Consider the following 19,940-nt stretch of genomic DNA (forward strand, 5'->3'; position numbering starts at 1 on the left):
CGAGATTGAACCGGCGTTTACAGTTGCGCTTCCAAAGCGGATAGCCATGAAAGGTGGTTCTTTTCACGGCGTCAACGTCTGTGACGGATGCATTCCCTGTCAGTTGACCGGGGAAGGGAACTCAAACCCTTCAACGCGACATTGACAGGAATTTCATAGCGGATTTTTGTCTCGGGATTATCCCTGACAAAAGCCATTATGGTATCAGCCTGTCGCATGATCGCCTTTTGCGACGTGCCGTTACAAAATTCCTGATGCGTGGTGGTCAGCCATCGGATAAATCGCTCCAATGACGAATTCGCCCAACATTCTGATTGTCGACGATCATGCGCAAACTCGCGAGGCGCTAAAACTCTATCTGGAGAAGGTCGGCATGCGGGCGGTCGCAGTCGATGGCGGCAAGGAGATGGACCGGGTATTGATGTCCGGAGGGATCGATCTGGTCGTTCTCGACGTCATGCTTCCAGGTGAAGATGGATTGGCCATTTGCCATCGTCTTCGCACGACAAGTAAAATCCCCATCCTGATGCTGAGTGCTCTCAACGAAGAGACGGATCGTATTATCGGGCTGGAACTCGGTGCAGACGATTATCTTGCAAAGCCGTTCAATCCGCGTGAGGTCGTGGCCAGGATCAAGGCCATTCTGAGGCGTTACGAGCCGTCCGCACCATCGCTGGGTGGAGAGCATGGCGGTCAGGTCCTTCGTTTCGGCAGCTGGTCGCTTCAGATAGATCGCCGCTGCCTGGTCGATGAGAATGACGTGGAGACGCCACTCACCGTTGCCGATTTTCAATTGCTGATGGCGTTTCTGGAGCGTCCGCGGGTCATCCTGTCGAGGGAGCGGCTTCTCGAACTGACGTCATCGCGCAGCGCCGGTCCATTCGATCGCGCGATCGACAACCAGGTCAGCCGCTTGCGAAGGAAGATCGAGCAGAGCAAAGATCGGCCGGAGCTTATCATTACCGTGCGCGGAGGCGGCTATTGCCTGGTCGCCGATGTGACAAAGGCGTAGCAGATGAGGATCGGCGTCCCTCAAAGCGTTCGAGGACAGCTCATCCTGCTGCTGCTGGGGTGTCTTCTCGCTGCGCAGATGCTCAGCATTTTCTACTTCATCCACGATAAAAACAGGCAGCTTCTCGACTATCGGGCCTTCGATGCTGTCGAGCGGCTGCTCAGTACCGCAAAAATGCTGAGGACCCTTCCCGCCGAGGAAGAGGATGCCATTGTTGCGACCCCATCCGAATGGGGCATGCAATTCACCATCACCGATACGGCTCCACAGGTGCGCGACGAGCTGCAATTATCCGGGGATCTGGCCGTATTCCTGAAGAGCAAGTTTGGGCTTACCCTTGGCGATGGTTTCATCCTTGCCGCGGCGGAAACGGGAACGCGACCGGAGTTGCCAGAGCATGGCAGCAAGGCCGGGCGAAGCCTTGTGCTTTTGGCCTCTATTGCCCTGGACGACGGGCGATGGCTGACCGCACGCGATGTTCTACGCTTGCCAAAGCCATGGGCCTGGCAACTCATGTTGACGATCCTTGCGACAGTCTCCATCGTAGTGGCCGTCGTGTGGATCATCGTCGCGAAGATTACGACGCCGCTCCAGCATCTCTCCAATGCTGCCGACAGTCTGGGCCGAAGCGAAGACCCGCAGCCGATCTCGTCATCGGGGCCTTCCGAACTGCGCAAACTGACCCACGCATTCAACGATATGGCAGCGCGACTGACCAGGCTGCTGAATGAGCGCGCCAAAATGCTTGCAGCGATCGGGCATGACCTGAAATCTCCGATCACGGCCATGCGGCTCAGGATCGAGTTGCTCGATGAAGGCGAGCCAAAGGATAAGCTCGGCCAGTGCCTGGATGAGATCCAGGAATTGGTGGATGCCGCGCTGTCCCTGTCGCGCGGCAGCGATACGCCGGAGCCGGAAGTCGTGTTCCAGCTCGAAGACCTGATGAACGAACTGGTGACGGACCTGAGAGCCGCCGGAGGTGACATCACTCTCGTCAATCCTCATCACTTCTTCATCTATGGGCGCCGGGCGGCACTGAAGCGGGCGCTTCGAAATGTCGTGGAGAACGCATTGCGGTATGGGCATCGGGCGCGAATATTCGTGCGTCCGGCGATGGCGGATGTCTGCGTCCTGATCGACGATGACGGGCCGGGGGTTCCCGAAGCCGACCGGATCCGCATTTTCAACCCATTTTTCCGCCTCGAACAATCGCGCAGCAGGGATACGGGTGGAAGCGGTATCGGTCTCGCCCTGGCGAAATCGATCATCGATGCGCATCAAGGGAAGATCCGGTATGAGGATGCCGATTCAGGCGGAGCCCGCGCGGTGATTATCTTGCCGCGCCTGATGGATCAGGCGGGCGCAGCCTAGGGCGTTTCCGCCTTTCTTCGAAACACGAAATCGCTCTATCTCTTTGTTTTGACGCAATTCCGGACGCAAAATCGGTTCCCATTTTTGCTGGAATTGCTTTAAGGCGCGTCGCGATCCTTCAGATGCGCTTGCCGCGCTTTCGCTTTTTGTTTCGCGCATGTCCTTATCCCGAACCCGGTGATCGCTGTCGGGAGACATGCTTCGGATATTCTTCATTGGCATGTCATCGCAGCGGGGGGCGGGCATTTCCCAACGGCAGAATCAGCCGGTTCATTTGACCGGCCCCTGCATATTCGGCTTTGTCGCAGGAGCGTTGCCGTCCTTCGGCGCTGATACCGTTCGATTACCGGCAGATTACGTACGGTTACAAACCGATGCGCCTGCGCAACATCAATCCAGAGGGCGGCATCTTCGGCAGATGAAGGCTAGCCGCTCTGCTTTCGCCTCTTGCCGAGCCCTCGTATTGCTTGGTCACCGAATAAGCCTTCGGTTTTTTAATTTGGTGGATGAGGCTCCCGGCCGCGGTCCATCGTCTGAATGGAGATCATAATGAACATCAAGAGCCTTCTTCTCGGCTCCGCTGCAGCTCTCGCAGCAGTATCCGGCGCGCAGGCTGCCGATGCGATCGTCGCGGCAGAGCCCGAGCCGATGGAATATGTCCGCGTTTGTGACGCCTTCGGCACCGGCTACTTCTACATCCCGGGCACCGAAACCTGCCTCAAGATCGGCGGTTATGTCCGCGTTCAGCTCGATGGCCGCAGCGACAACGACCTAGCTGTTGACGCAGAAGATCGCGACGGCGGCTACCGCACCAACACCCGCGCGCAGATCTCCCTCTCGGCCAAGACCGACACCGAATTCGGTGCGCTCGGCTCGCTCATCACGCTCCGCGCCAACAACAACGATGGCTCGAGCGACTTTACCCTGAACGAAACCTACATCGAACTGGGCGGCTTCCGCGTCGGTCACTTCTACAACTATTTCGATACGGGTCTTGCAGGCGAAACCGTTCTGGCTGACGAATCCCCGTTCAACAATGGTGGCCTGGGCGGCGACACGCTGAACAACTCCATCCGTTACACCTATGACGGCGGCGCTTTCTCGGTTTACGGTCAGGTTGACGCGTTCGACTCGACCGATGGCTGGAAGGACGACGTTGCCGGCACCGGTCGTGGTCAGGACGAAATCGGCATCAACGGCGTTGTCACCGGCAAGTTCGGTGGCGTAACCGTCGACTTCTTCGCTGGTTACGACTTCGACCGCGAAAATGCTGCTCTCGCTTCCACGCTGACTGCAGACCTCGGCCCGGGCTCGCTCGGCGTCTTCGCGGCCTACGCTTTCGGCGAAAACCGCTACTTCGACGCTTCCGAGTGGACGATCGGTGCTGAATACGCAATCAAGGTCACCGACAAGTTCTCGATCGCACCGGGCGCCCAGTACTGGGATAACGTTGCTCTCGACGCCGATGGCGACTTCGACGGTGGTGATGCATGGCGCGTTGGTGTGACGGCTGACTACGCCATCACGCAGAACCTCGCTGCCAAGGCAACGGTCAACTACACCGACGTTGATAACGGCACCGACTCCGCTGACAAGTGGGACGGCTTCCTGCGTCTGCAGCGCTCGTTCTAATTCGACCGCATACGTCTAACGAAAAGCCCGGAGCAATCCGGGCTTTTTGCGTTTTGGGGTGTACGCTGTGTGATGCACCCGAGACAGCAGCCAAAGCGTCGACGCAAGCCGGCCCGCGAAAGCGTTCGCGCACGTCTTGCGTCTCTTGTTCTTCTTTTGTGATTTCAATGTGTTAGTGGCGCACCCGACAGGATTCGAACCTGTGACCTTTGGAATCGGAATCCAACACTCTATCCAGCTGAGCTACGGGTGCTAACCGTTTTGGCGATGAATCGCCTTAGTCCGATGAGTGGTTCTTAGCCTAGCTGGATTAAGGCTTCAATGGCAATCGCGTCGCCGATGACGGAAAAATCTGCAAGTGGGCCGAATGCCCGGCGATAAATTTTATATCGATGCGGGGAGGGGCGCGGCGAAGTCGCTTTTGTAAAGCGAAGTTCATCCGGATGATCTTGCATTTTTGTTCGCCAGCACGGATATGCGGTCCATGCCGCGCATCTGCGGCCGGAGGAGACAAGAGAATGATCGACCCGAACCATCCATTTTACGATGCACTCTGGCGGCGTTTGCTGATACCGGCAGTATGCTTCGTCTGGGTCGGGATAGAGCTTTATGCGGGGGAGGCGGTCTGGGCGGGGATTGTGGCGATCGTCGGCCTGTTTGCCACCTACAAGCTGTTCTTCGACCGGAAGGCTCCTGACGCGCGGAAGCCGACGGAACGTCAGGACGATTGAGCCTTACGCGGGTCGTTCAGCCGCGCCAGTGAAGCGACGAGATTGCTCGGTCGATCAACAGATTGGCCGTCTTCATCCTTACCGTCGCGTTGTCGCGAAATTGCGGTTCCACCCGGTCCGGGTGATTGAGCTTGGCGAATTGCCGACGTTTCTCGGCGAGTGTGGCCTCGTCGTCCTTCGGGGAAAGTTTTAGGTCCTGCGCAATTTCCTCTTCCGTCAGGCGCTCCAGATGTGCCGGCATCACGGGGGCTTCGTCGCGCGGCTCCGGGACTGCTGCATCTGCGGAGTTTTCGGCATGGTGCGCGTCGACATCCTTTTCCATCGCAGGCCAGTCGGAAAGATAGTCGAAATAGCTGCCGACATCCGCTTCAGTCGCTTCGGGTCGACCGTCAGGCGTGAGGAAACCAGCACCAAGTCCGCGGATGCGATAATCCGATCCCTCGGCTGGTGTTTCCTCGTCTTGCCCTTGCTCTTCCTTCAGTCGGGTCAGAACCGACTGGAATATCGACTGCCCTAGCAGCATGTGTCCTCCGGTCCAGAACCATCATTCTGGCAGATGGACATGGCGCCGGGCTTGCGCTGCGCAGGTTCAGGATTGCGTCTGGCTCTGTGACTGTTCCTGAGCGGGCTTCACCGTCAGATGTACCTTCAGGTTTTCACCCGCAGGGCCGATGCGCATGCCGGAAACCGGGGCGCAGTCTCGGTAGCAGAGACCCGAGGCGATGCGCACATAACGGTCATCGGGGCAGAGGTTGTTGGCGGCATCGAAGCCCACCCAGCCGAGGCCCGGAATATGGGCTTCCGCCCAGGCATGGGTCGCCACCTGGTCGGGCCTGTCTTCCATCAGCAGATAACCTGAGACGTATCGGGCCGGCATGCCGGAGAGTCTTGCTGCCGAAATGAAGATATGGGCGTGATCCTGGCAGACGCCGGTCTTTGCCGCCAGCGCTTCTTCGGCAGTCGTTTCGGTCGTAGTGGTGCCGGGGTTGTAGGCGACCGTCTCGTGGATTGCGTCCATCAGCGCGTGCATTTGTGCCAGTTCGCTGTCGCCCTTGACGTTCTTCGCCAGTTCCTTGACCAGCTTGCCTGGCTTGGTGCGGCCGGTGTCGCGCAGGTAGAGCCAGAGCGGGGTGCAGCCGAGATGCGCACCGAAGACACCAGCCTTGTCGAGTGTCTCGACCTCGCCGGTGGCGGTGATGCGGATCGTATGTTCCGCGCCCTCGACCGATACGAGCTCGACGTGATTGCCGTATTGGTCAAGATAACCCGTCTCGACCTTAGCGCCGTCGACCTTCACGCTCCAGTTCAGCACCTTTTGTGTCGGTCCGCTGATCGGGGTCAGCCGCAGGCGCTGCAGCAGGTAGGGAACGGGTTCGTCATAGAGATATTCTGTCGTATGCGAAATCTTCAGCCGCATAGGGTCGTCCTTCAAAGTAGAGCGGTTGGGCTGATTACTGATAAAAGCGGTAGCCGTCGGAAATCTCGGCGCTGAGCTGGTTGTTGCGGTAGACGAAGTCTTCGAGGAATTCGTGCAGGCCCTGATCCATGATCTCGGTGACGGAGCCGCGCTTGAGCATGGTGCGGATCGCATCCGCCGTGTCATGCGCCGTCAGCCGTTCGCCTGCGTAATCTTCCGAGAGATAACGCAGGTTGCTGACGATCTTCTCATAGCAATAGGCGAGCGAACGCGGCATCTGCACCTGCAGGATCAGCATGTCGGCGATGTTTGAGGCCTGATATTCGCCGTCATAGACCCAACCATAGGAGCGGTGGGCCGAGACCGAGCGCAGGATCGATTCCCACTGGAAATTGTCGAGCGCCGAACCGACCTGGCTGACCGAGGGCAGGAGGACGTAATATTTGACGTCGAGAATACGGGCCGTGTTGTCGGCCCGTTCGATGAAAGTGCCGATGCGGGCGAAATTGTAGATCTCGTTTCTGAGCATCGAGCCGTGGAAGGCACCGCGGATCAGACCGCAGCGATGTTTTATGACGCCGATCAGTTCCGGCAGGTCGGCGGCCTTCAGCTTGCGCGACATGCGGGCCTTGAGGTCGATCCAGGCCTCGTTGGTCGCCTCCCAGGTTTCGCGGGTGAGTGCGGTTCTGACCATGCGCGCATTGTTGCGGCCAGCCTCGATGCAGGACATGACGCTCGATAGGTTGGCACGGTCGCGCAACAGATAATCCACCGCGTCGGCAGCGGTCATCTTGTCATGGACCTCGGAATAGGCCTCGCGCACGCCGGCACTTTCCAGGACGCCATGCCAGTCCTCGTCGGAGGAGCCGGCGCGGGTCAGCGACACGCGCAGGCCGGCATCGACGAGACGGGCGATGTTTTCGGCGCGCTCGATGTAACGGAACATCCAGTAGAGGCCGTTTGCAGTTCTTCCCAGCATTCTTTTACGCCCTCAATCTTCCAGAACCCAGGTGTCCTTGGTGCCGCCGCCCTGGCTGGAATTGACCACCAGCGAGCCCTGCTTCAGCGCCACACGGGTCAAGCCACCAGGAATGATCTTCACCTTGTCGGAGACGAGCACATAGGGGCGAAGGTCGACATGCCGCGGGGCGACACCCTTGTTGACGAAGATCGGCACGGTGGAGAGCGCCAAAGTCGGCTGGGCGATGTAGTTGCCCGGCTTTGCGGCGAGCTTCTCGGCAAAGTCGGCGCGTTCCTTCTTCGTCGCCGTCGGGCCGACCAGCATGCCGTAACCGCCGGAACCATGGACTTCCTTGATGACGAGATCGGCGATGTTTTCCAGCACGTATTTCAGGCTGTCGGGTTCCGAACAGCGCCATGTCGGCACGTTTTCGAGCAGCGCCTTGCGGCCGGTATAGAATTCGACGATTTCCGGCATGTAGGAATAGATCGCCTTGTCGTCGGAAATGCCGGTGCCGGGGGCGTTGGCGATGGTGATGTTGCCGGCGCGGTAGACATCCATGATGCCGGGAACGCCGAGCGCCGAGTCTGCGCGGAAGGTGAGGGGATCGAGGAAGTCGTCGTCGACGCGGCGATAGAGAACGTCGATCGCCTCATAGCCGCGGGTGGTGCGCATCTGCACCTTGCCGTCGAGGACGCGCAGATCAGACCCTTCCACCAGCTCGACGCCCATCTGGTCGGCGAGGAAGGAATGTTCGTAATAGGCGGAATTGTAGATGCCGGGGGTGAGCACGGCGACGCGCGGCTTGCCCTTGCAGCCGGGAGGGGCGACGGCCGCAAGCGACTGGCGCAGCAGCCGCGGATAGTCTTCCACCCGCTGCACCTTGTTCAGCGTGAAGAGTTCGGGGAACATCTGCATCATCGTCTCACGGTTCTCCAGCATGTAGGAGACGCCGGAGGGCGTGCGGGCATTGTCTTCCAGAACGTAGAACTGGTCTTCGCCGGTGCGTACGATATCGGTGCCGACGATATGGGTATAGACGCCGCCGGGCGGCTTGAAGCCGATCATTTCGGGCAGGAAGGCGGAATTCTTCTCGATCAGTTCGCGCGGAATGCGGCCGGCCTTTATGATTTCCTGCTTGTGGTAGATGTCGTCGAGAAAGGCATTGAGGGCCAGAACCCGCTGCTCGATGCCTTGCGCCAGCTTTCGCCATTCGCGAGCGGAGATGATGCGGGGAATGATGTCGAAGGGGATGAGCTTTTCGGAACTGTCCGCGTGGCCGTAGACCGCAAAGGTGATGCCGGTCTTTCTGAATATGTTTTCCGCATCCTGGGTCTTGCGGATCAGATGTGCAGTATCCTGTGCCGCATACCACTCGTGGTAGTCTTTATATGGTGGGCGCGGAAGGTTCTCCGCAGTTAACATTTCATCAAATGCCAAAGAAGCGTTCCCCTTTTTTTGGCCATAAGAATACAACGTTGAGGGCAATGCAAGAACCATGCGCAGTTGCCGAAGATAAAATCGCAACTCCACTTGGCCTCCAAGAAATAGGGTATTCAAGCCTGCCTGCCAGTGCTGAACTTGATCCGTCAGGATATGCTAACATTCGTCAAATCAATGTGTTGCCCGTTAATGCGCCAAGTGCTCAATGGATGATCAACGTCATTGACGATTGCCGTCAGATTTTCTGCTTTGACCGGGAAATGCTCTCCGCCTAAGGACATTGACCTCTTTGACGGAAGCCAATCATGCTTGACCGCCTTGCACCGGCAATCTTTGCTTTTCTATGGTCCACGGGCTGGATCGTGGCGAAATACGCGGCCATGCATGCCGACCCGATCACCTTTCTCGCGGTGCGGCATGCTCTCGCGGCGTGTGCCTTTGCCGGCCTCTGTCTGCTGATCGGGGCTAAGTGGCCGAAGAGCGGGGTCGCGTTCGGCAGGGCCATTCTCTCGGGCGTGTTTCTGCATGGGCTTTATCTCGTCGGCGTCTGGTATGCGATCGGGCAGGGGGTGCCCTCGGGCCTGTCCGGCATCATCGCCGGGCTGCAGCCGCTTTTGACGGCGCTGGCTGCGACCTTCCTGCTTGGCGAGCGGCTGTCGGTTCTTCAGCGGATCGGCCTCGGGCTCGGCTTTGCCGGCATTTTGATTGCGATTTCACCGCAGCTTCTGGCCAGCCTTGCCGCCGGGCTGACGGGACTCGGCATTCCGTTGATCATCAATCTCGTCGCCATGACCTCGGTGACCTACGGGACCATCTACCAGAAACAGCATCTGCAGCAGGCCGACCTGATGGCGACCGCGACGCTGCAGTTTATCGGCGCATTGATCGTCACCCTGCCGATCGCGCTTCTGACAGAGGACATGCGGTTTGACTGGACATGGCAGGCAATGGCATCGATGGCATGGTCGGTGATCGGCATTTCGATGGGAGCGGTGTTCCTGCTCTTGCGGCTCATTCGCCACGGACAGGTCTCGCGCGCCGCCTCGCTGATCTATCTGATGCCGCCGATGGTGGCGATCGAGGCGGCAATCCTGTTCGGCGAACCGCTGACCCTGCCGGTGGTGGTGGGGACGGTGATCGTGGTGGCGGGCGTGTATCTGGTGAACCGGAAGACGCCTAAGGTAGCTTAAAAAGAGGCTTATCGGTGAGTAATAAAGGTGATGAATTCGAGTCTCCCGATGAGGCCGCGTGGTCGGCCTGGAACCCTTACGAACTGGCTGCCCGCCTGAAGGATTTATCGCTGCCATGGTGCGTGGTGGGCGGATGGGCGCTCGATCTGTGGCACGGCCACCAGCTTAGGGATCACGAGGATATCGAGTTTACGATCCTGAGGGATGATTTCGCTGCTTTTCGTGCTTGTCTCGCGGATATGCGGTTCTATTCTGTTCAGGACGGCCAGATCGAATACCTTGCGCCGGACGAGCAGCCGGAGCCTGATGTTTTTCAGATCTGGTGCGAGGAGATCGCAAGCCGGACATGGCGGGCCGATATGATGATCGAGCCGGGCACGCTGGATCGATGGGTTTATAAAAGGGAGCCTTCGATCAGTGCTCCGCGCAAAGAGATGGTCGCTCGCACGGCCGATGGCATTCCTTATCTGAAGCCGGCAGCCGTCCTGCTGTTCAAGGCGAAGTATCTGCGCCCGAAGGACGAGGCGGATTTCGAGCATGCCTTGCCGAAGCTGACGCAAGAGGATCGGGCTTGGCTGAGGTCTCTGCTCGAAATCCTTCACCCAGGCCATGTCTGGATTTCCAGCCTTTCGTGAATTTCGCCATGCATCGCTAAAAGCAAAACGGCCGGGATGAACCCGGCCGTCTGCAATTCATCCTATCTCAGCCCTTAAGCCGGACGGCGCTTGCGGCCCTGAAAGCCGCCGCCGCGCTGTTCGTCGCCGCGAGCCGGGCCGGGATTGCCGAAGCGGACGGGGCCGCGGCCTTCGCTCTGATTGGTCTTCTGTGGGGCGTGGCGGTTCTGGCCGCCGGTCTTTGCCGGAGCCTGCGCACCATCGGTCGCACCGGCCTGATGCTGCTGGCGCTGCTTGCCGGCTTCATGGGCGCCGTGGGCGGCGCGGTCACGATTGCCGCCATTGTTCGCCTGACGCTGACCCTGGCCCTGATGACCACGGTTCGGACCGCCGTTGCGCTTCTGCTGCTCGCCACGGTTCGGACGGAAATCCGAGGTCGTGGCCAGATCGTTGTCGCCTTCCGAACGCGGAGCTTCCTCGTTGCGGCGCTGGCCGCGGAACTCTTCGTTGCGGCGGTTGTCGCGCTGCGGGCGGTTGTTGGAGCCGCCACGGCGTTCCTGACGTTCTTCCGAAGCACCTTCTGCGCCTTCGGCGAAGAACGGCTTGCGGGCGGGGCGTTCGCGGCGCTTGGACTTGCCGCCTTCGCCGTTACCCCCACCGTTGTTTCCACGGGCCTTGTTGCCGCTGCGGTTGTTGTTGCCATTGCCGCGAACCGGACGGTTCAGCGCTTCCGGGCGCTCGCCGGATGCGGCCTTGATTTCGATGCCCATCAGTTTTTCGATGTCGCGCAGCAGCAGCGTTTCATCCGGTGCGCAGAAGGCAATCGCGATGCCGTCGCGGCCGGCGCGGGCGGTACGGCCGATGCGGTGAACATAGGCGTCCGGTACTTCCGGCAGGTCGTAGTTATAGACGTGGCTGACGGCCGGGATGTCGATGCCGCGGGCGGCGACGTCGGTTGCGATCAGCGTCTTGATCTCACCGTCGCGGAAACCCTTCAAGGCGCGCTCGCGCTGGCCCTGGCTCTTGTTGCCGTGGATGGAGGCAACCGAGAAGCCGATATTGTCGAGATGCTTCATCAGCTTCTCGGCAGTGTGCTTGGTGCGCATGAAGACGATCGAGCGGCCGTCCGGATTTTCGAGCAGCGACTTGCGCAGGATTTCGGTCTTGTCACCCTTGCCGGCAACGAAGTGGACATACTGCTCCACCTTGTCGGCAGCCTTGCCCGGAGGCGTGACTTCGACCTTCACCGGATCCGTCAGGAAATCGGCAGCCAGATCAGCGATCGCCTTCGGCATGGTGGCCGAGAACAGCATCGTCTGGCGCTTCTTAGGCACCATTTTCGAGATCTTGCGCAGGTCATGGACGAAGCCGAGATCGAGCATCTGATCGGCTTCATCTAGGATGAGGAAGCGGACGGTCGTCAGGCCGATGGCGCGGCGGGCAACCAGGTCAAGCAGGCGGCCGGGAGTGGCGACGAGGATGTCGGTGCCCTTTTCCAGCTGCAGCTGCTGCTTGTTGATCGACACGCCGCCGACGACGAGATTGATCTTCAGCGGGCGGCCCTTGACGAAGGTCTTCAGGTTGGCAGCGATCTGGTTCACCAGTTCGCGCGTCGGTGCGAGGATCAGCGAACGGGTCGTACGGTTGTCGGGGCGGATGTTTTCAGCGAGCAGACGCTCGATCAGCGGCAGGCCGAAAGCGGCGGTCTTGCCGGTGCCGGTCTGGGCAAGGCCGATCAGGTCGCGGCCTTCGAGGAGAAGCGGGATAGCCTGCGCCTGGATCGGCGTCGGGGTTTCAATGCCAAGCGCGGTCAGCGTGGCGACGATCTGCTTGGAGACACCAAGAGATTCAAAATTCGTCAAAGCGAATACCTTTCGGGGCGCCAAAAACATTTATGCCGGCTCGGCACCATGCCGTGTCGGCTGTCTCTGGCGTCAAGAACCCCGCGTGAAGTGGGAACTTGTGTGTTGGAAATTGCTTCCCAGCGCTTGAACCCTGAGTGTCAGGGCGATCTATCTGTGCGCCTTGTTCCTTCTTTGCGAACTTTGTTGTCGCAGGGCCAACTCACGCGGCGGCCGGAAGGTGAAAGCATGAGCCGCATGTGGTGGATTTTACGGGAAAAGTCAAGGATGTTTCGCAGATGCGAAGCGCAGGCCAGCCATGCGGCCTGCGCTTCGGTCTATTTAATGCAGGTCAGGCCTGCTGATCGGGCTTGTGCGCTGCCTTGGTCAGGCCGAGTGCGTGGTACAGCACGATCGCGCCGATCGTGGCCGTGCCGATGCCGTCGAGCGTGAAGCCTGCGACGTCGAGCTTGAAGTTGCCGGCGCCCAGAACCAGCGCCACGCCAACGGTGATCAGGTTGCGCGGTTCGGCGAAATCGACCTTGTTTTCCACCCAGATGCGACCGGCTGTTGCGGCGATCAGGCCGAAGACGACGATCGAGAGGCCGCCGAGAACCGGGCCGGGAATGGTCTGGATCAGCGCGCCGAATTTCGGCGAGAAGCCGAGCAGGATGGCGACGAAGGCGGCGACGAGGAAGACCAGCGTCGAGAAGATGCGGGTGACGGCCATGACGCCCATGTTTTCGGCATAGGTCGTCATGCCGGTGCCGCCGAAGAAGCCGGAGAACATCGTTGCCACACCGTCACCGATGAAGGCGCGACCGAGATAGGGGTCGAGATTGCGGCCGGTCATGGCGCCGATCGCCTTGATATGCCCGAGGTTTTCGGCAACCAGAATGACGACGACCGGGGCAATCAGGGTGATCGCTGAGGCCGAGAAGACCGGTGCGGTGAAGGTCGGCATGCCGAACCATGCGGCGGCGGAAACGCCCGAGAAGTCGATCGGCGTGCCGTAGCCCATACCGTTCGCCAGCACGAGATAGAGGAGATAGGCGAAAGCGCCGCCGAGAAGGATCGGCAGGCGGCGGGTCATGCCGGGGGCATAGACGGCAACGAGGCCGACGGCTGCGACAGTAGCAATGGCCACCCAGCGCGACAGCTGGCTGCCGTCAGGCGTGGCCGCGCCGGTGCCGGAGGCGCTGGCGATCGCGATCGGCGCCAGCACGAGGCCGATGGCGGCAACGATCGCGCCGGTCAGTACCGGCGGCATCAGCCGCTCGATCCAGCGATGGCCGGCCATCATGACGATGACGCCGATCAGCGCGTAAAGCGCGCCGGCTGCGATGATGCCGCCGAGAGCAAGCGCGATATTCGGGTTAGGCGCGCCGGCTGCAGCGGCCGTTGCCACCAGAACCGGGCCGATGAAGGCGAAGGACGAGCCGAGATAGCTCGGCACGCGGCCGCCGACGGCGATGAAGAAGATCAGTGTCGAGATGCCGGAAAACAGGATCGAGACGTTCGGGTCGAAACCCATGATCATAGGGGCAAGAACGGTCGAGCCGAACATTGCCACCACATGCTGGAAGCCCAGCACCACCGTCGGTCCGGCCGGAAGCCGTTCGTCGGGCAGGATGCGCCCTTCCGTCTTCAGCCGCCAACGCGGAAAATACCCACCTGTCTCGCTCATCGTTCGCCCTGTCCTGTTGCATCCCGCCAGTCGACCGACATGCCGTGTGATGTCGTCGTTTTTTGATTTTGAGTATCAAGGCGGGATTGAATTTTTGCCTGTCGCGCGGGCACGGGATCGCCGCGGATGCTTCGATACATCGTGCCGGCTCGCAAAAAGCCTCGTTATCGCCATTGATGGCCGCTGTCATCGGGCGGGCAAGGTTTCCCACAACAGTTCAGTCGAGAACCGTGCGCAAAAAGGACGCATCTATCGTGTCTCAGCTGTTAAGAGACATCGGCTTTTCGCCGCCCGGCGGCAGGCCGAACAGGCGTCTCACACGGTTGAGAAACCACCCATAGGGACGTCCGAGCGCCAGCATCATGACCGCTGCTCCGAGAATGCCGTAGAAAAGGCCAGAGCCGGAGGCTCCGCTGACGGCAATGATGACCGCGTAGATCGGTACCTGAAAACTGAGCAGTGCCACGCTGTCCCAGAACAGCCGGGAGATCCGGCTGTCGGTCGCCCGTTGCATCACCCAGTCCCGCCACAATCCGTAAGGCCTGCCGACCGGGATCATCAGCAGGGCGCCGAGAAGGCGGGCATTCAGCACTTCTTCCCAGCTCATCTGCGCGATGAAGCGCTCGTTGATGATGCCGGTCGTGGTGAAGAAGAGGATGAGTGCCGTCGTGTCGGCGATGAAGGAGCGCCTGCGTATCTGTCGATCTTCGAGGGTGAGGGACAATTTCGCCATCCTGCCAAAGGTCATCTACCTTCGTGCAAACGCTTTGTTTCCCGGTTCGTTGCCTCGTCGTTCCGGCCAAGCTCAGAACGCGATCGCGACCTGCAACCCGGCCTGCTGCCGGTTCTCGATCGACAGGGTCAATCCGTAGACGGTGCAGATTTCCTTGACGATCGAAAGCCCCAGTCCTGTGCCGGGAACCTGTTCGTCGAGCCTGACACCACGTTCGGTCATGCTGCGGATCTTTTCCGGATCGACGCCGGGGCCATTGTCGGTGACGGTCAGGCGACGGTTCTTCCAAGTGATGGTCACCTCGCTCGAAGCCCACTTGACGGCGTTTTCGACGATATTGCCGATCAGTTCGCGAAGATCATGCGGGTCGAGCGGTACATCCGCCGGCTCTCCGGTCTCTACCTGCCAGATGAGCGCTTCGCCTTCGGGCGTGCGCTTCAGCGTGCGGACGATCTGGCCCACAATCTTGTCCATATCGGCATCGGACTGGCGCAGTTCGGCATTGGCAACGATCCGGCTTCTGGCCAGTTCGGCCTCGACATGGGCGCGCATCATCGCCACCAGCCTGTCGATCTCGTCTGCCATTTCCGCCTCGCCCTTCTGGCGCAGGGTCAGGGCATCGTTGGAGAGGATCGTCAGCGGCGTCTTCAGCCCGTGCGCCAGATCACCGGCGCGGGCGCGGGCCTTGGCGATTGCCTGGGCCTGTGCGTCGAGCAGGCGGTTGACCGAATTTTCGACAGGCTCGAACTCCTTCGGCAGCACGCCGTCCAGCCTTCCTCCACGGCGTTCGCGAATACGGTCGAGACCACTTGTCAGGGCCGCGAGCGGTTTCAGGCCGAATACGACCTGGATCAGCGAGGCGCCGATCAGAAACAGCGCCAGCCCCGCGAGATAGGGCAGGATGTCGAAGGCGAAACGATAATCGGCATCCTGCAGGGGCTTGCGGTCGGCCGCGACGGTGATCCGTAGGGTTTTCAGGCCAGCGGGCGTCGGCACCATGATCTGCCGCTGCTGGGCCGTCAGTGTCGTGCCGTCCGGTCCGGCCGTGTCGTAGTGCAGAACGCGACCATCGCTCGGCTGGTCGGCAGGCGGGGCAAGGGTGAAATCCCACAGCGAGGGCGAGCGCAGGCGGGCGGGGGAGGTGTCGTCTCCGATCTGCCAGTAGAGGCCGCCATAGGCATCGCCGAAACGCTTGTCGAAAAAGCCCGCAGGACGTTCCGGACTGCCATCTGGGGCAAAGCGCAGGGAGGCTGCAATATTATTGATATGGCCGGTGAGCTCTGCGTTGAGCCGTCGTTCCAGATTGGCGGAAAAGACCGAGACCATGAAAAGGGCGGCAAGCGCCAGTGCCGAGGGTACGGCCACGAGCGAGATGATCAGGAAGCGGGCGCGGATCGAAAGCGGACGGCGTCCGGGGCGCTCGGTTTGAATGTCCCCGTTCATGCGGTGCCGATCCGGTAGCCGTAGCCGCGACGGGTGGCGATGAGGTCCTTGCCAAATTTCTTGCGCAAGCGCCCGACCAAAACCTCGACCGAATTGCTCTCTCTCTCGAAATCCTGCGCATAAAGCTGTTCGGTCAGCTCCATCTGCGAGACATGCCGCTCGCCATTGGCCATCAAGTAATGCAGGCAGCGATATTCGAGCGGGGTCAGTTCCACCGGCAGGCCATCGACCGACGCGCTTTTCGCGCGCGGGTCGAGTTTCAGGCGTCCGGCCTGCATCACCGGGGCAGCCTTGCCTTGCGAACGGCGGATGATGGCGCGAAGACGGGCGAGAAGCTCCGGCATCTGGAAGGGTTTTGCCAGATAATCGTCGGCGCCGGCATCGATGCCCTCGACGCGTTCCTCCCAGTTGCCGCGGGCGGTGAGGATGAGAACCGGGAGATCGCGTTCGGTGGCGCGCCAGCGCTTCAGCACGGAGAGGCCATCGAGTTCCGGCAGGCCGAGATCGAGGATGACGGCGGAAAACTCCTCACCATCGCCGCGGAACCAGCCGCTTTCGCCATCGCGCTCGTGCTCGACCACATAGCCGGCATGTTCCAGATGTCGGGCGACATCGCGGGCAATCAGCGGGTCGTCTTCAACAAGCAGAATACGCATCAGTCGTCGTCATCATCCTTGTCGACATCGAGAACCCGGCCATCCTTGGCATCCATCTCGATCTCGATCAAACGCCCATTGGTTTGCAGTACCTTGAATTCGTAGATGAAGCGGCCGTCGTCCTCGTCGAGTTCGACCCTGATGATTTCTCCGGGAAAGGCGCGGCGCACCTCGTCCTGCAAGGCCGAAAGCGGCATGACCTCGCCGCGGCTCACCGCATCGCGCAGGCGGTCGAGATCATCGTCATCGGCGCGCGCCTGCGGTGCCGCCAGAGCCAGCGCGGAGAGAATTGCGATTGGAAGGAGACGTTTCAACATGCGCTTCTTCTAACAGGGCCAAGCTGAAATTTAGCTGACATGGCCTGTCAGTTATCGCTCAGCGCGACTTTCGTAAGGTCTGTCCATCGGTCAGGCAATGGTGTCCCGGCCGGACCGAAACGATTGTTCAAAAAGGAACCTGTCATGAAGAACATCATCATCGCCACCGCCGCCCTCGGTATCATGGGCGGCTTCGCCTCTGCGGCCCATGCGGATGACGACGATCGCCGCCGTTGCGGAAACGTGCCGGTTGCCGACTGGATGAGTGAGGCGGATCTGCGCAACAGGATCGCGCCGCTCGGGCTGGAAATCCGCGACATCGATATCGATGACGGCTGCTACGAGGTCGAAGCCCGCAACAAGGATGGCCGCAGGATGGAAATCAAGTTCCACCCGCAGTCGGGCGAGCAGGTCTGGATCGACGGTGACGACTGATCGCCCTGAGCGGCAAACGACAAAGGCGGCGGTGTTTTACACCGCCGCCTTTTTCAGTTCAGACATCAGAATTCAGTAGCAGACGCGGGCGCGATAGGCTTCGCCATATTCGTTTTCCACCCACTCGAAATGGCAACGCGGCGGTGGCGGGGCCGGTTCGTAATAGGCCGGGCGATAGACAACCCGTGGCGGCGGTGGCGGCGGGGCGTAATCATATTCCGGCTCGACATAGACCGGGCGCTGCGAACCGGAAACGATCGCGCCTCCGATCAGGCCGCCGGCAAGACCTGCGGCAGCACCGATCAATACGTCATCGCCGTGATGATGGCGGTCGCGTGCTTCGGCGGCCGGTGCTGTCGCGGCAAGCGCGCCTGCGATTGAGAGCGCTGCGAGGCCCGCGGAAACTGTTTTCTTCATGAACGTCATGATCGTGGTCCTTTCCCTCTGGTTCGTTCCAAGGGTACGTTCATAAGGTGATGCTCAATCTCGGCGGATTGATGGACGGAAACCGGAAGTAGTCTGAACGGCTGTTCACACTCGATCATCCGGGAGTTGATTTTTGCCGCAAGTGCGCAACCCGCGCCTTGTTTTGTGGCGTGACTGTGGCTGTTTCGCGTCGGATTAATAGCGGTCAGAAATCCGTTGCGACGCCGCCTTCTGCCTTGCGCCTGGCCACAAAGGAATCGAGTTCCTCCTCTATCGCTGGGTCGAGTGCGGGCTGCTGGTAGGCGGCCAGGGCCTCCTTATAAATCCGGTTGGCGTGGTCGTAAGTGGTCGGTCTTCCCGCTTCCGTCCATGTCTCGAAATTGCGCCAGTCGGAGAGGATCGGTGAATAGAAGGCGTTCTCATAGCGTGCCAGAGTATGGGCAGTACCGAAATAATGTCCGCCGGGGCCGACATCGCGCACCGCATCGAGCGCCAGCGCATCGGCCGAAACATCGAGCGGAGTGAGGAACTCCGCCACCATCTGCAGCATGTCGACATCGAGGATGAACTTTTCGAAGGAGGCCGTCAGCCCGCCTTCGGTCCAGCCGGCCGAATGGAGAACGAAGTTGCCGCCGCCCTGCGTCAGCGCCCAGAGCGACATGGCACTCTCATAGGCCGCCTGTGCATCGAGCGTATTGGCGGCATTGGTGTTGGAGGTGCGATAGGGGATGCCGTAGCGGCGTGCCAGCTGGCCGCCAGCGATGACAGCCTTCATATATTCCGGCGTTCCGAAGGCGGGTGCGCCCGTCTTCATGTCGACATTGGAGGTAAACCCGCCATACATGACCGGCGCGCCTATTCTCACCATCTGGGTGAAAGCGATGCCGCACAGCGCCTCGGCATTCTGCTGCACCAGCGCGCCGGCAATCGTCACCGGCGCCATGGCGCCCGCCAGCGTGAAGGGCGTCATGATGACGACCTGTCCGCGCGACGACATCTCGATGATCCCCTGCAGCATCGGTCCGTCGAGACGCAGCGGCGAGGAGGAGTTGATAACGGTGAAAAGTGATGGTTCGGCCTCCATCTGCTCCATCGATATGCCCCGGCCGATCCGGGCGATCTCCAGCGCGTCGAGATTGCGCTGTCTGCCCAGCGAGTAACAGTGGAACACTTTGTCGGTCAGTTTCACCAGGTCGGACAGGCAGTCGAGATGGCGCACAGAGGCGTGGATATCGACAGGCTCGACCGGATAACCGCCGGTCGTATGGATGATGTCGTAATGCTGGGCGAGTTTTATCAGCTTGCGGAAGTCTTGTTGATTGCCAGCGCGGCGACCGCCATCGCGGTCGGCGACGAAGGGGGCGGAGGCGACCTGCGCGAAGACGAGATTGTTGCCGCCGATCCTGACGTTGCGGGCCGGGTTTCGTGCGTGCATGGTGAAAGTCGATGGAACGGATGCAATCAGCTCCTCGATCAGCCCGCGGTCGAAACGGACCCGCTCGGAGCCGGGTGTGACATCTGCACCGGCCGCCTTCATCCGCTCGCGTGCTTCCGGCAGGATGATATCCATGCCGATTTCCTCAAGCACGGTCAGCGAGGCGTCGTGAATATCCTCCAGCGCTTCGGCGGTAAGGATCTCGGTCCTTGTGATCGTATTGACGAGCCCGCGGTATTTTGTCCCGGCTGTTGTGCCGCGGCTGCGCTCGCCGCCACGGCCACCGGTCCTTCGGCGCCGTTCCGCTGCCGGCGAGGTGCTTCCCGTTTCGACGAATGCTGGTGTCGTGATCTCGCTCATGGCTGTCCCGTCCGCGCCGTTTCAAGGCAAATGTGACAAATCGGCGGAAAGGTTGCGCTGTCATTTGCGACCACGGGCCGCCTTATCCAGAACATCGCCACTGCCAGACCGGCAAGTGGTCGTTCCTGATACGAAAATTCACGAGACGACTTGTGGTAAAAACGCGTTGTTAACACTCGTCATGGTGTTATCGTCGCCATCATGGCCGTAAGAGTCGGCCCAAAAACGCCTGGCAT

Annotated in this window: 20 protein-coding genes and 1 tRNA gene; 8 read left to right on the forward strand and 13 right to left on the reverse strand. The window is 60.4% G+C overall.

Annotated elements, in window-relative coordinates; translation table 11 throughout:
* The first annotated feature begins 289 nt into the window (after positions 1-289).
* The 3 genes from JNB91_RS00865 (at position 290) to JNB91_RS00875 (ending at position 4,015) form a co-directional block, all read left to right on the forward strand.
* Entirely contained in the window at positions 290-1,012 is a 723-nt protein-coding gene (locus JNB91_RS00865; RefSeq protein ID WP_220323625.1) for a response regulator, read from the forward strand.
* A gap of 3 nt (positions 1,013-1,015) precedes the next feature.
* Positions 1,016-2,383 carry an ATP-binding protein gene (locus tag JNB91_RS00870; protein WP_220323626.1) on the forward strand — a complete coding sequence of 456 codons (1,368 nt, stop codon included), beginning with the start codon at positions 1,016-1,018 and terminating at the stop codon, positions 2,381-2,383.
* 549 nt (positions 2,384-2,932) lie between these two features.
* Positions 2,933-4,015, forward strand: a complete 1,083-nt coding sequence (locus JNB91_RS00875) for a porin (protein ID WP_220323627.1) — start codon at positions 2,933-2,935, stop codon at positions 4,013-4,015.
* Positions 4,016-4,191: 176 nt separating this feature from the next.
* Here the strand turns inward: JNB91_RS00875 and JNB91_RS00880 are convergent.
* A tRNA-Arg gene (locus JNB91_RS00880) sits at positions 4,192-4,268 on the reverse strand.
* Positions 4,269-4,533: 265 nt separating this feature from the next.
* Here JNB91_RS00880 and JNB91_RS00885 point away from each other — a divergent pair.
* The gene (locus JNB91_RS00885) at positions 4,534-4,746 is read left to right on the forward strand and encodes a DUF3329 domain-containing protein (protein ID WP_220323628.1); all 213 of its coding nucleotides are present in this window, start codon (positions 4,534-4,536) and stop codon (positions 4,744-4,746) included.
* A gap of 16 nt (positions 4,747-4,762) precedes the next feature.
* Here the strand turns inward: JNB91_RS00885 and JNB91_RS00890 are convergent, their stop codons facing one another.
* The 4 genes from JNB91_RS00890 to JNB91_RS00905 all read right to left on the reverse strand — a co-directional run bounded on the left by JNB91_RS00890 (position 4,763) and on the right by JNB91_RS00905 (position 8,564).
* Positions 4,763-5,269, reverse strand: coding sequence for a hypothetical protein (locus JNB91_RS00890; protein WP_220323629.1), 507 nt, complete (start codon positions 5,267-5,269; stop codon positions 4,763-4,765).
* Between the two features lie 66 nt (positions 5,270-5,335).
* A complete protein-coding gene (locus JNB91_RS00895; protein ID WP_220323630.1) occupies positions 5,336-6,163 on the reverse strand; it encodes a transglutaminase family protein in 828 nt (275 codons plus the stop codon).
* A 34-nt stretch (positions 6,164-6,197) separates the two neighbouring features.
* Positions 6,198-7,142 carry an alpha-E domain-containing protein gene (locus tag JNB91_RS00900; RefSeq protein ID WP_220323631.1) on the reverse strand — a complete coding sequence of 315 codons (945 nt, stop codon included), beginning with the start codon at positions 7,140-7,142 and terminating at the stop codon, positions 6,198-6,200.
* Between the two features lie 12 nt (positions 7,143-7,154).
* Positions 7,155-8,564, reverse strand: coding sequence for a circularly permuted type 2 ATP-grasp protein (locus JNB91_RS00905; RefSeq protein WP_220323632.1), 1,410 nt, complete (start codon positions 8,562-8,564; stop codon positions 7,155-7,157).
* Here JNB91_RS00905 and JNB91_RS00910 point away from each other — a divergent pair.
* From JNB91_RS00910 to JNB91_RS00920, 3 genes are read left to right on the forward strand one after another with little or no spacing between them, the layout of a single operon-like run.
* Positions 8,558-8,842, forward strand: a complete 285-nt coding sequence (locus tag JNB91_RS00910; protein WP_220323633.1) for a hypothetical protein — start codon at positions 8,558-8,560, stop codon at positions 8,840-8,842. The two genes, JNB91_RS00905 and JNB91_RS00910, sit on opposite strands and share 7 nt — an antisense overlap.
* Before the next feature lie 27 nt (positions 8,843-8,869).
* The gene (locus JNB91_RS00915; protein ID WP_220323891.1) at positions 8,870-9,757 is read left to right on the forward strand and encodes a DMT family transporter; all 888 of its coding nucleotides are present in this window, start codon (positions 8,870-8,872) and stop codon (positions 9,755-9,757) included.
* 14 nt (positions 9,758-9,771) lie between these two features.
* A complete protein-coding gene (locus tag JNB91_RS00920; protein ID WP_220323634.1) occupies positions 9,772-10,392 on the forward strand; it encodes a nucleotidyltransferase domain-containing protein in 621 nt (206 codons plus the stop codon).
* Between the two features lie 74 nt (positions 10,393-10,466).
* Here JNB91_RS00920 and JNB91_RS00925 read toward each other — a convergent pair whose 3' ends face one another.
* From JNB91_RS00925 to JNB91_RS00950, 6 genes are all read right to left on the reverse strand, one after another.
* Positions 10,467-12,233, reverse strand: a complete 1,767-nt coding sequence (locus JNB91_RS00925; RefSeq protein WP_220323635.1) for a DEAD/DEAH box helicase — start codon at positions 12,231-12,233, stop codon at positions 10,467-10,469.
* A gap of 331 nt (positions 12,234-12,564) precedes the next feature.
* On the reverse strand, positions 12,565-13,899 hold the full coding sequence (locus tag JNB91_RS00930) for a solute carrier family 23 protein (protein WP_220323636.1): 1,335 nt from the start codon (positions 13,897-13,899) through the stop codon (positions 12,565-12,567).
* Positions 13,900-14,158: 259 nt separating this feature from the next.
* Positions 14,159-14,632, reverse strand: a complete 474-nt coding sequence (gene alaE / locus JNB91_RS00935; RefSeq protein WP_220323637.1) for an L-alanine exporter AlaE — start codon at positions 14,630-14,632, stop codon at positions 14,159-14,161.
* Between the two features lie 72 nt (positions 14,633-14,704).
* The gene (locus JNB91_RS00940; protein ID WP_220323638.1) at positions 14,705-16,075 is read right to left on the reverse strand and encodes a sensor histidine kinase; all 1,371 of its coding nucleotides are present in this window, start codon (positions 16,073-16,075) and stop codon (positions 14,705-14,707) included.
* Positions 16,072-16,731 carry a response regulator transcription factor gene (locus JNB91_RS00945; RefSeq protein WP_220323639.1) on the reverse strand — a complete coding sequence of 220 codons (660 nt, stop codon included), beginning with the start codon at positions 16,729-16,731 and terminating at the stop codon, positions 16,072-16,074. Before JNB91_RS00945 ends, JNB91_RS00940 begins: the two co-directional genes overlap by 4 nt.
* Positions 16,731-17,048: a PepSY domain-containing protein gene (locus tag JNB91_RS00950; protein WP_220323640.1), complete on the reverse strand. Its 318-nt coding sequence runs from the start codon at positions 17,046-17,048 to the stop codon at positions 16,731-16,733. The genes JNB91_RS00945 and JNB91_RS00950 overlap by 1 nt, the downstream gene beginning before the upstream one ends.
* Positions 17,049-17,192: 144 nt before the next feature.
* On the opposite strand from JNB91_RS00950, the gene JNB91_RS00955 reads away from it, so the two are divergent.
* The gene (locus JNB91_RS00955) at positions 17,193-17,483 is read left to right on the forward strand and encodes a PepSY domain-containing protein (protein ID WP_220323641.1); all 291 of its coding nucleotides are present in this window, start codon (positions 17,193-17,195) and stop codon (positions 17,481-17,483) included.
* A gap of 72 nt (positions 17,484-17,555) precedes the next feature.
* On the opposite strand, the gene JNB91_RS00960 is transcribed toward JNB91_RS00955, so the two are convergent.
* Together JNB91_RS00960 and JNB91_RS00965 are read right to left on the reverse strand one after the other, a co-directional pair.
* Positions 17,556-17,909, reverse strand: coding sequence for a hypothetical protein (locus JNB91_RS00960; protein ID WP_223217998.1), 354 nt, complete (start codon positions 17,907-17,909; stop codon positions 17,556-17,558).
* Positions 17,910-18,114: 205 nt separating this feature from the next.
* A complete protein-coding gene (locus JNB91_RS00965; protein WP_220323642.1) occupies positions 18,115-19,704 on the reverse strand; it encodes a trimethylamine methyltransferase family protein in 1,590 nt (529 codons plus the stop codon).
* Positions 19,705-19,940: the final 236 nt, after the last annotated feature.

Origin of the sequence: Aliirhizobium wenxiniae, from assembly GCF_019511445.1 — a bacterium.
GTDB classification, from domain to species: domain Bacteria; phylum Pseudomonadota; class Alphaproteobacteria; order Rhizobiales; family Rhizobiaceae; genus Neorhizobium; species Neorhizobium wenxiniae_A.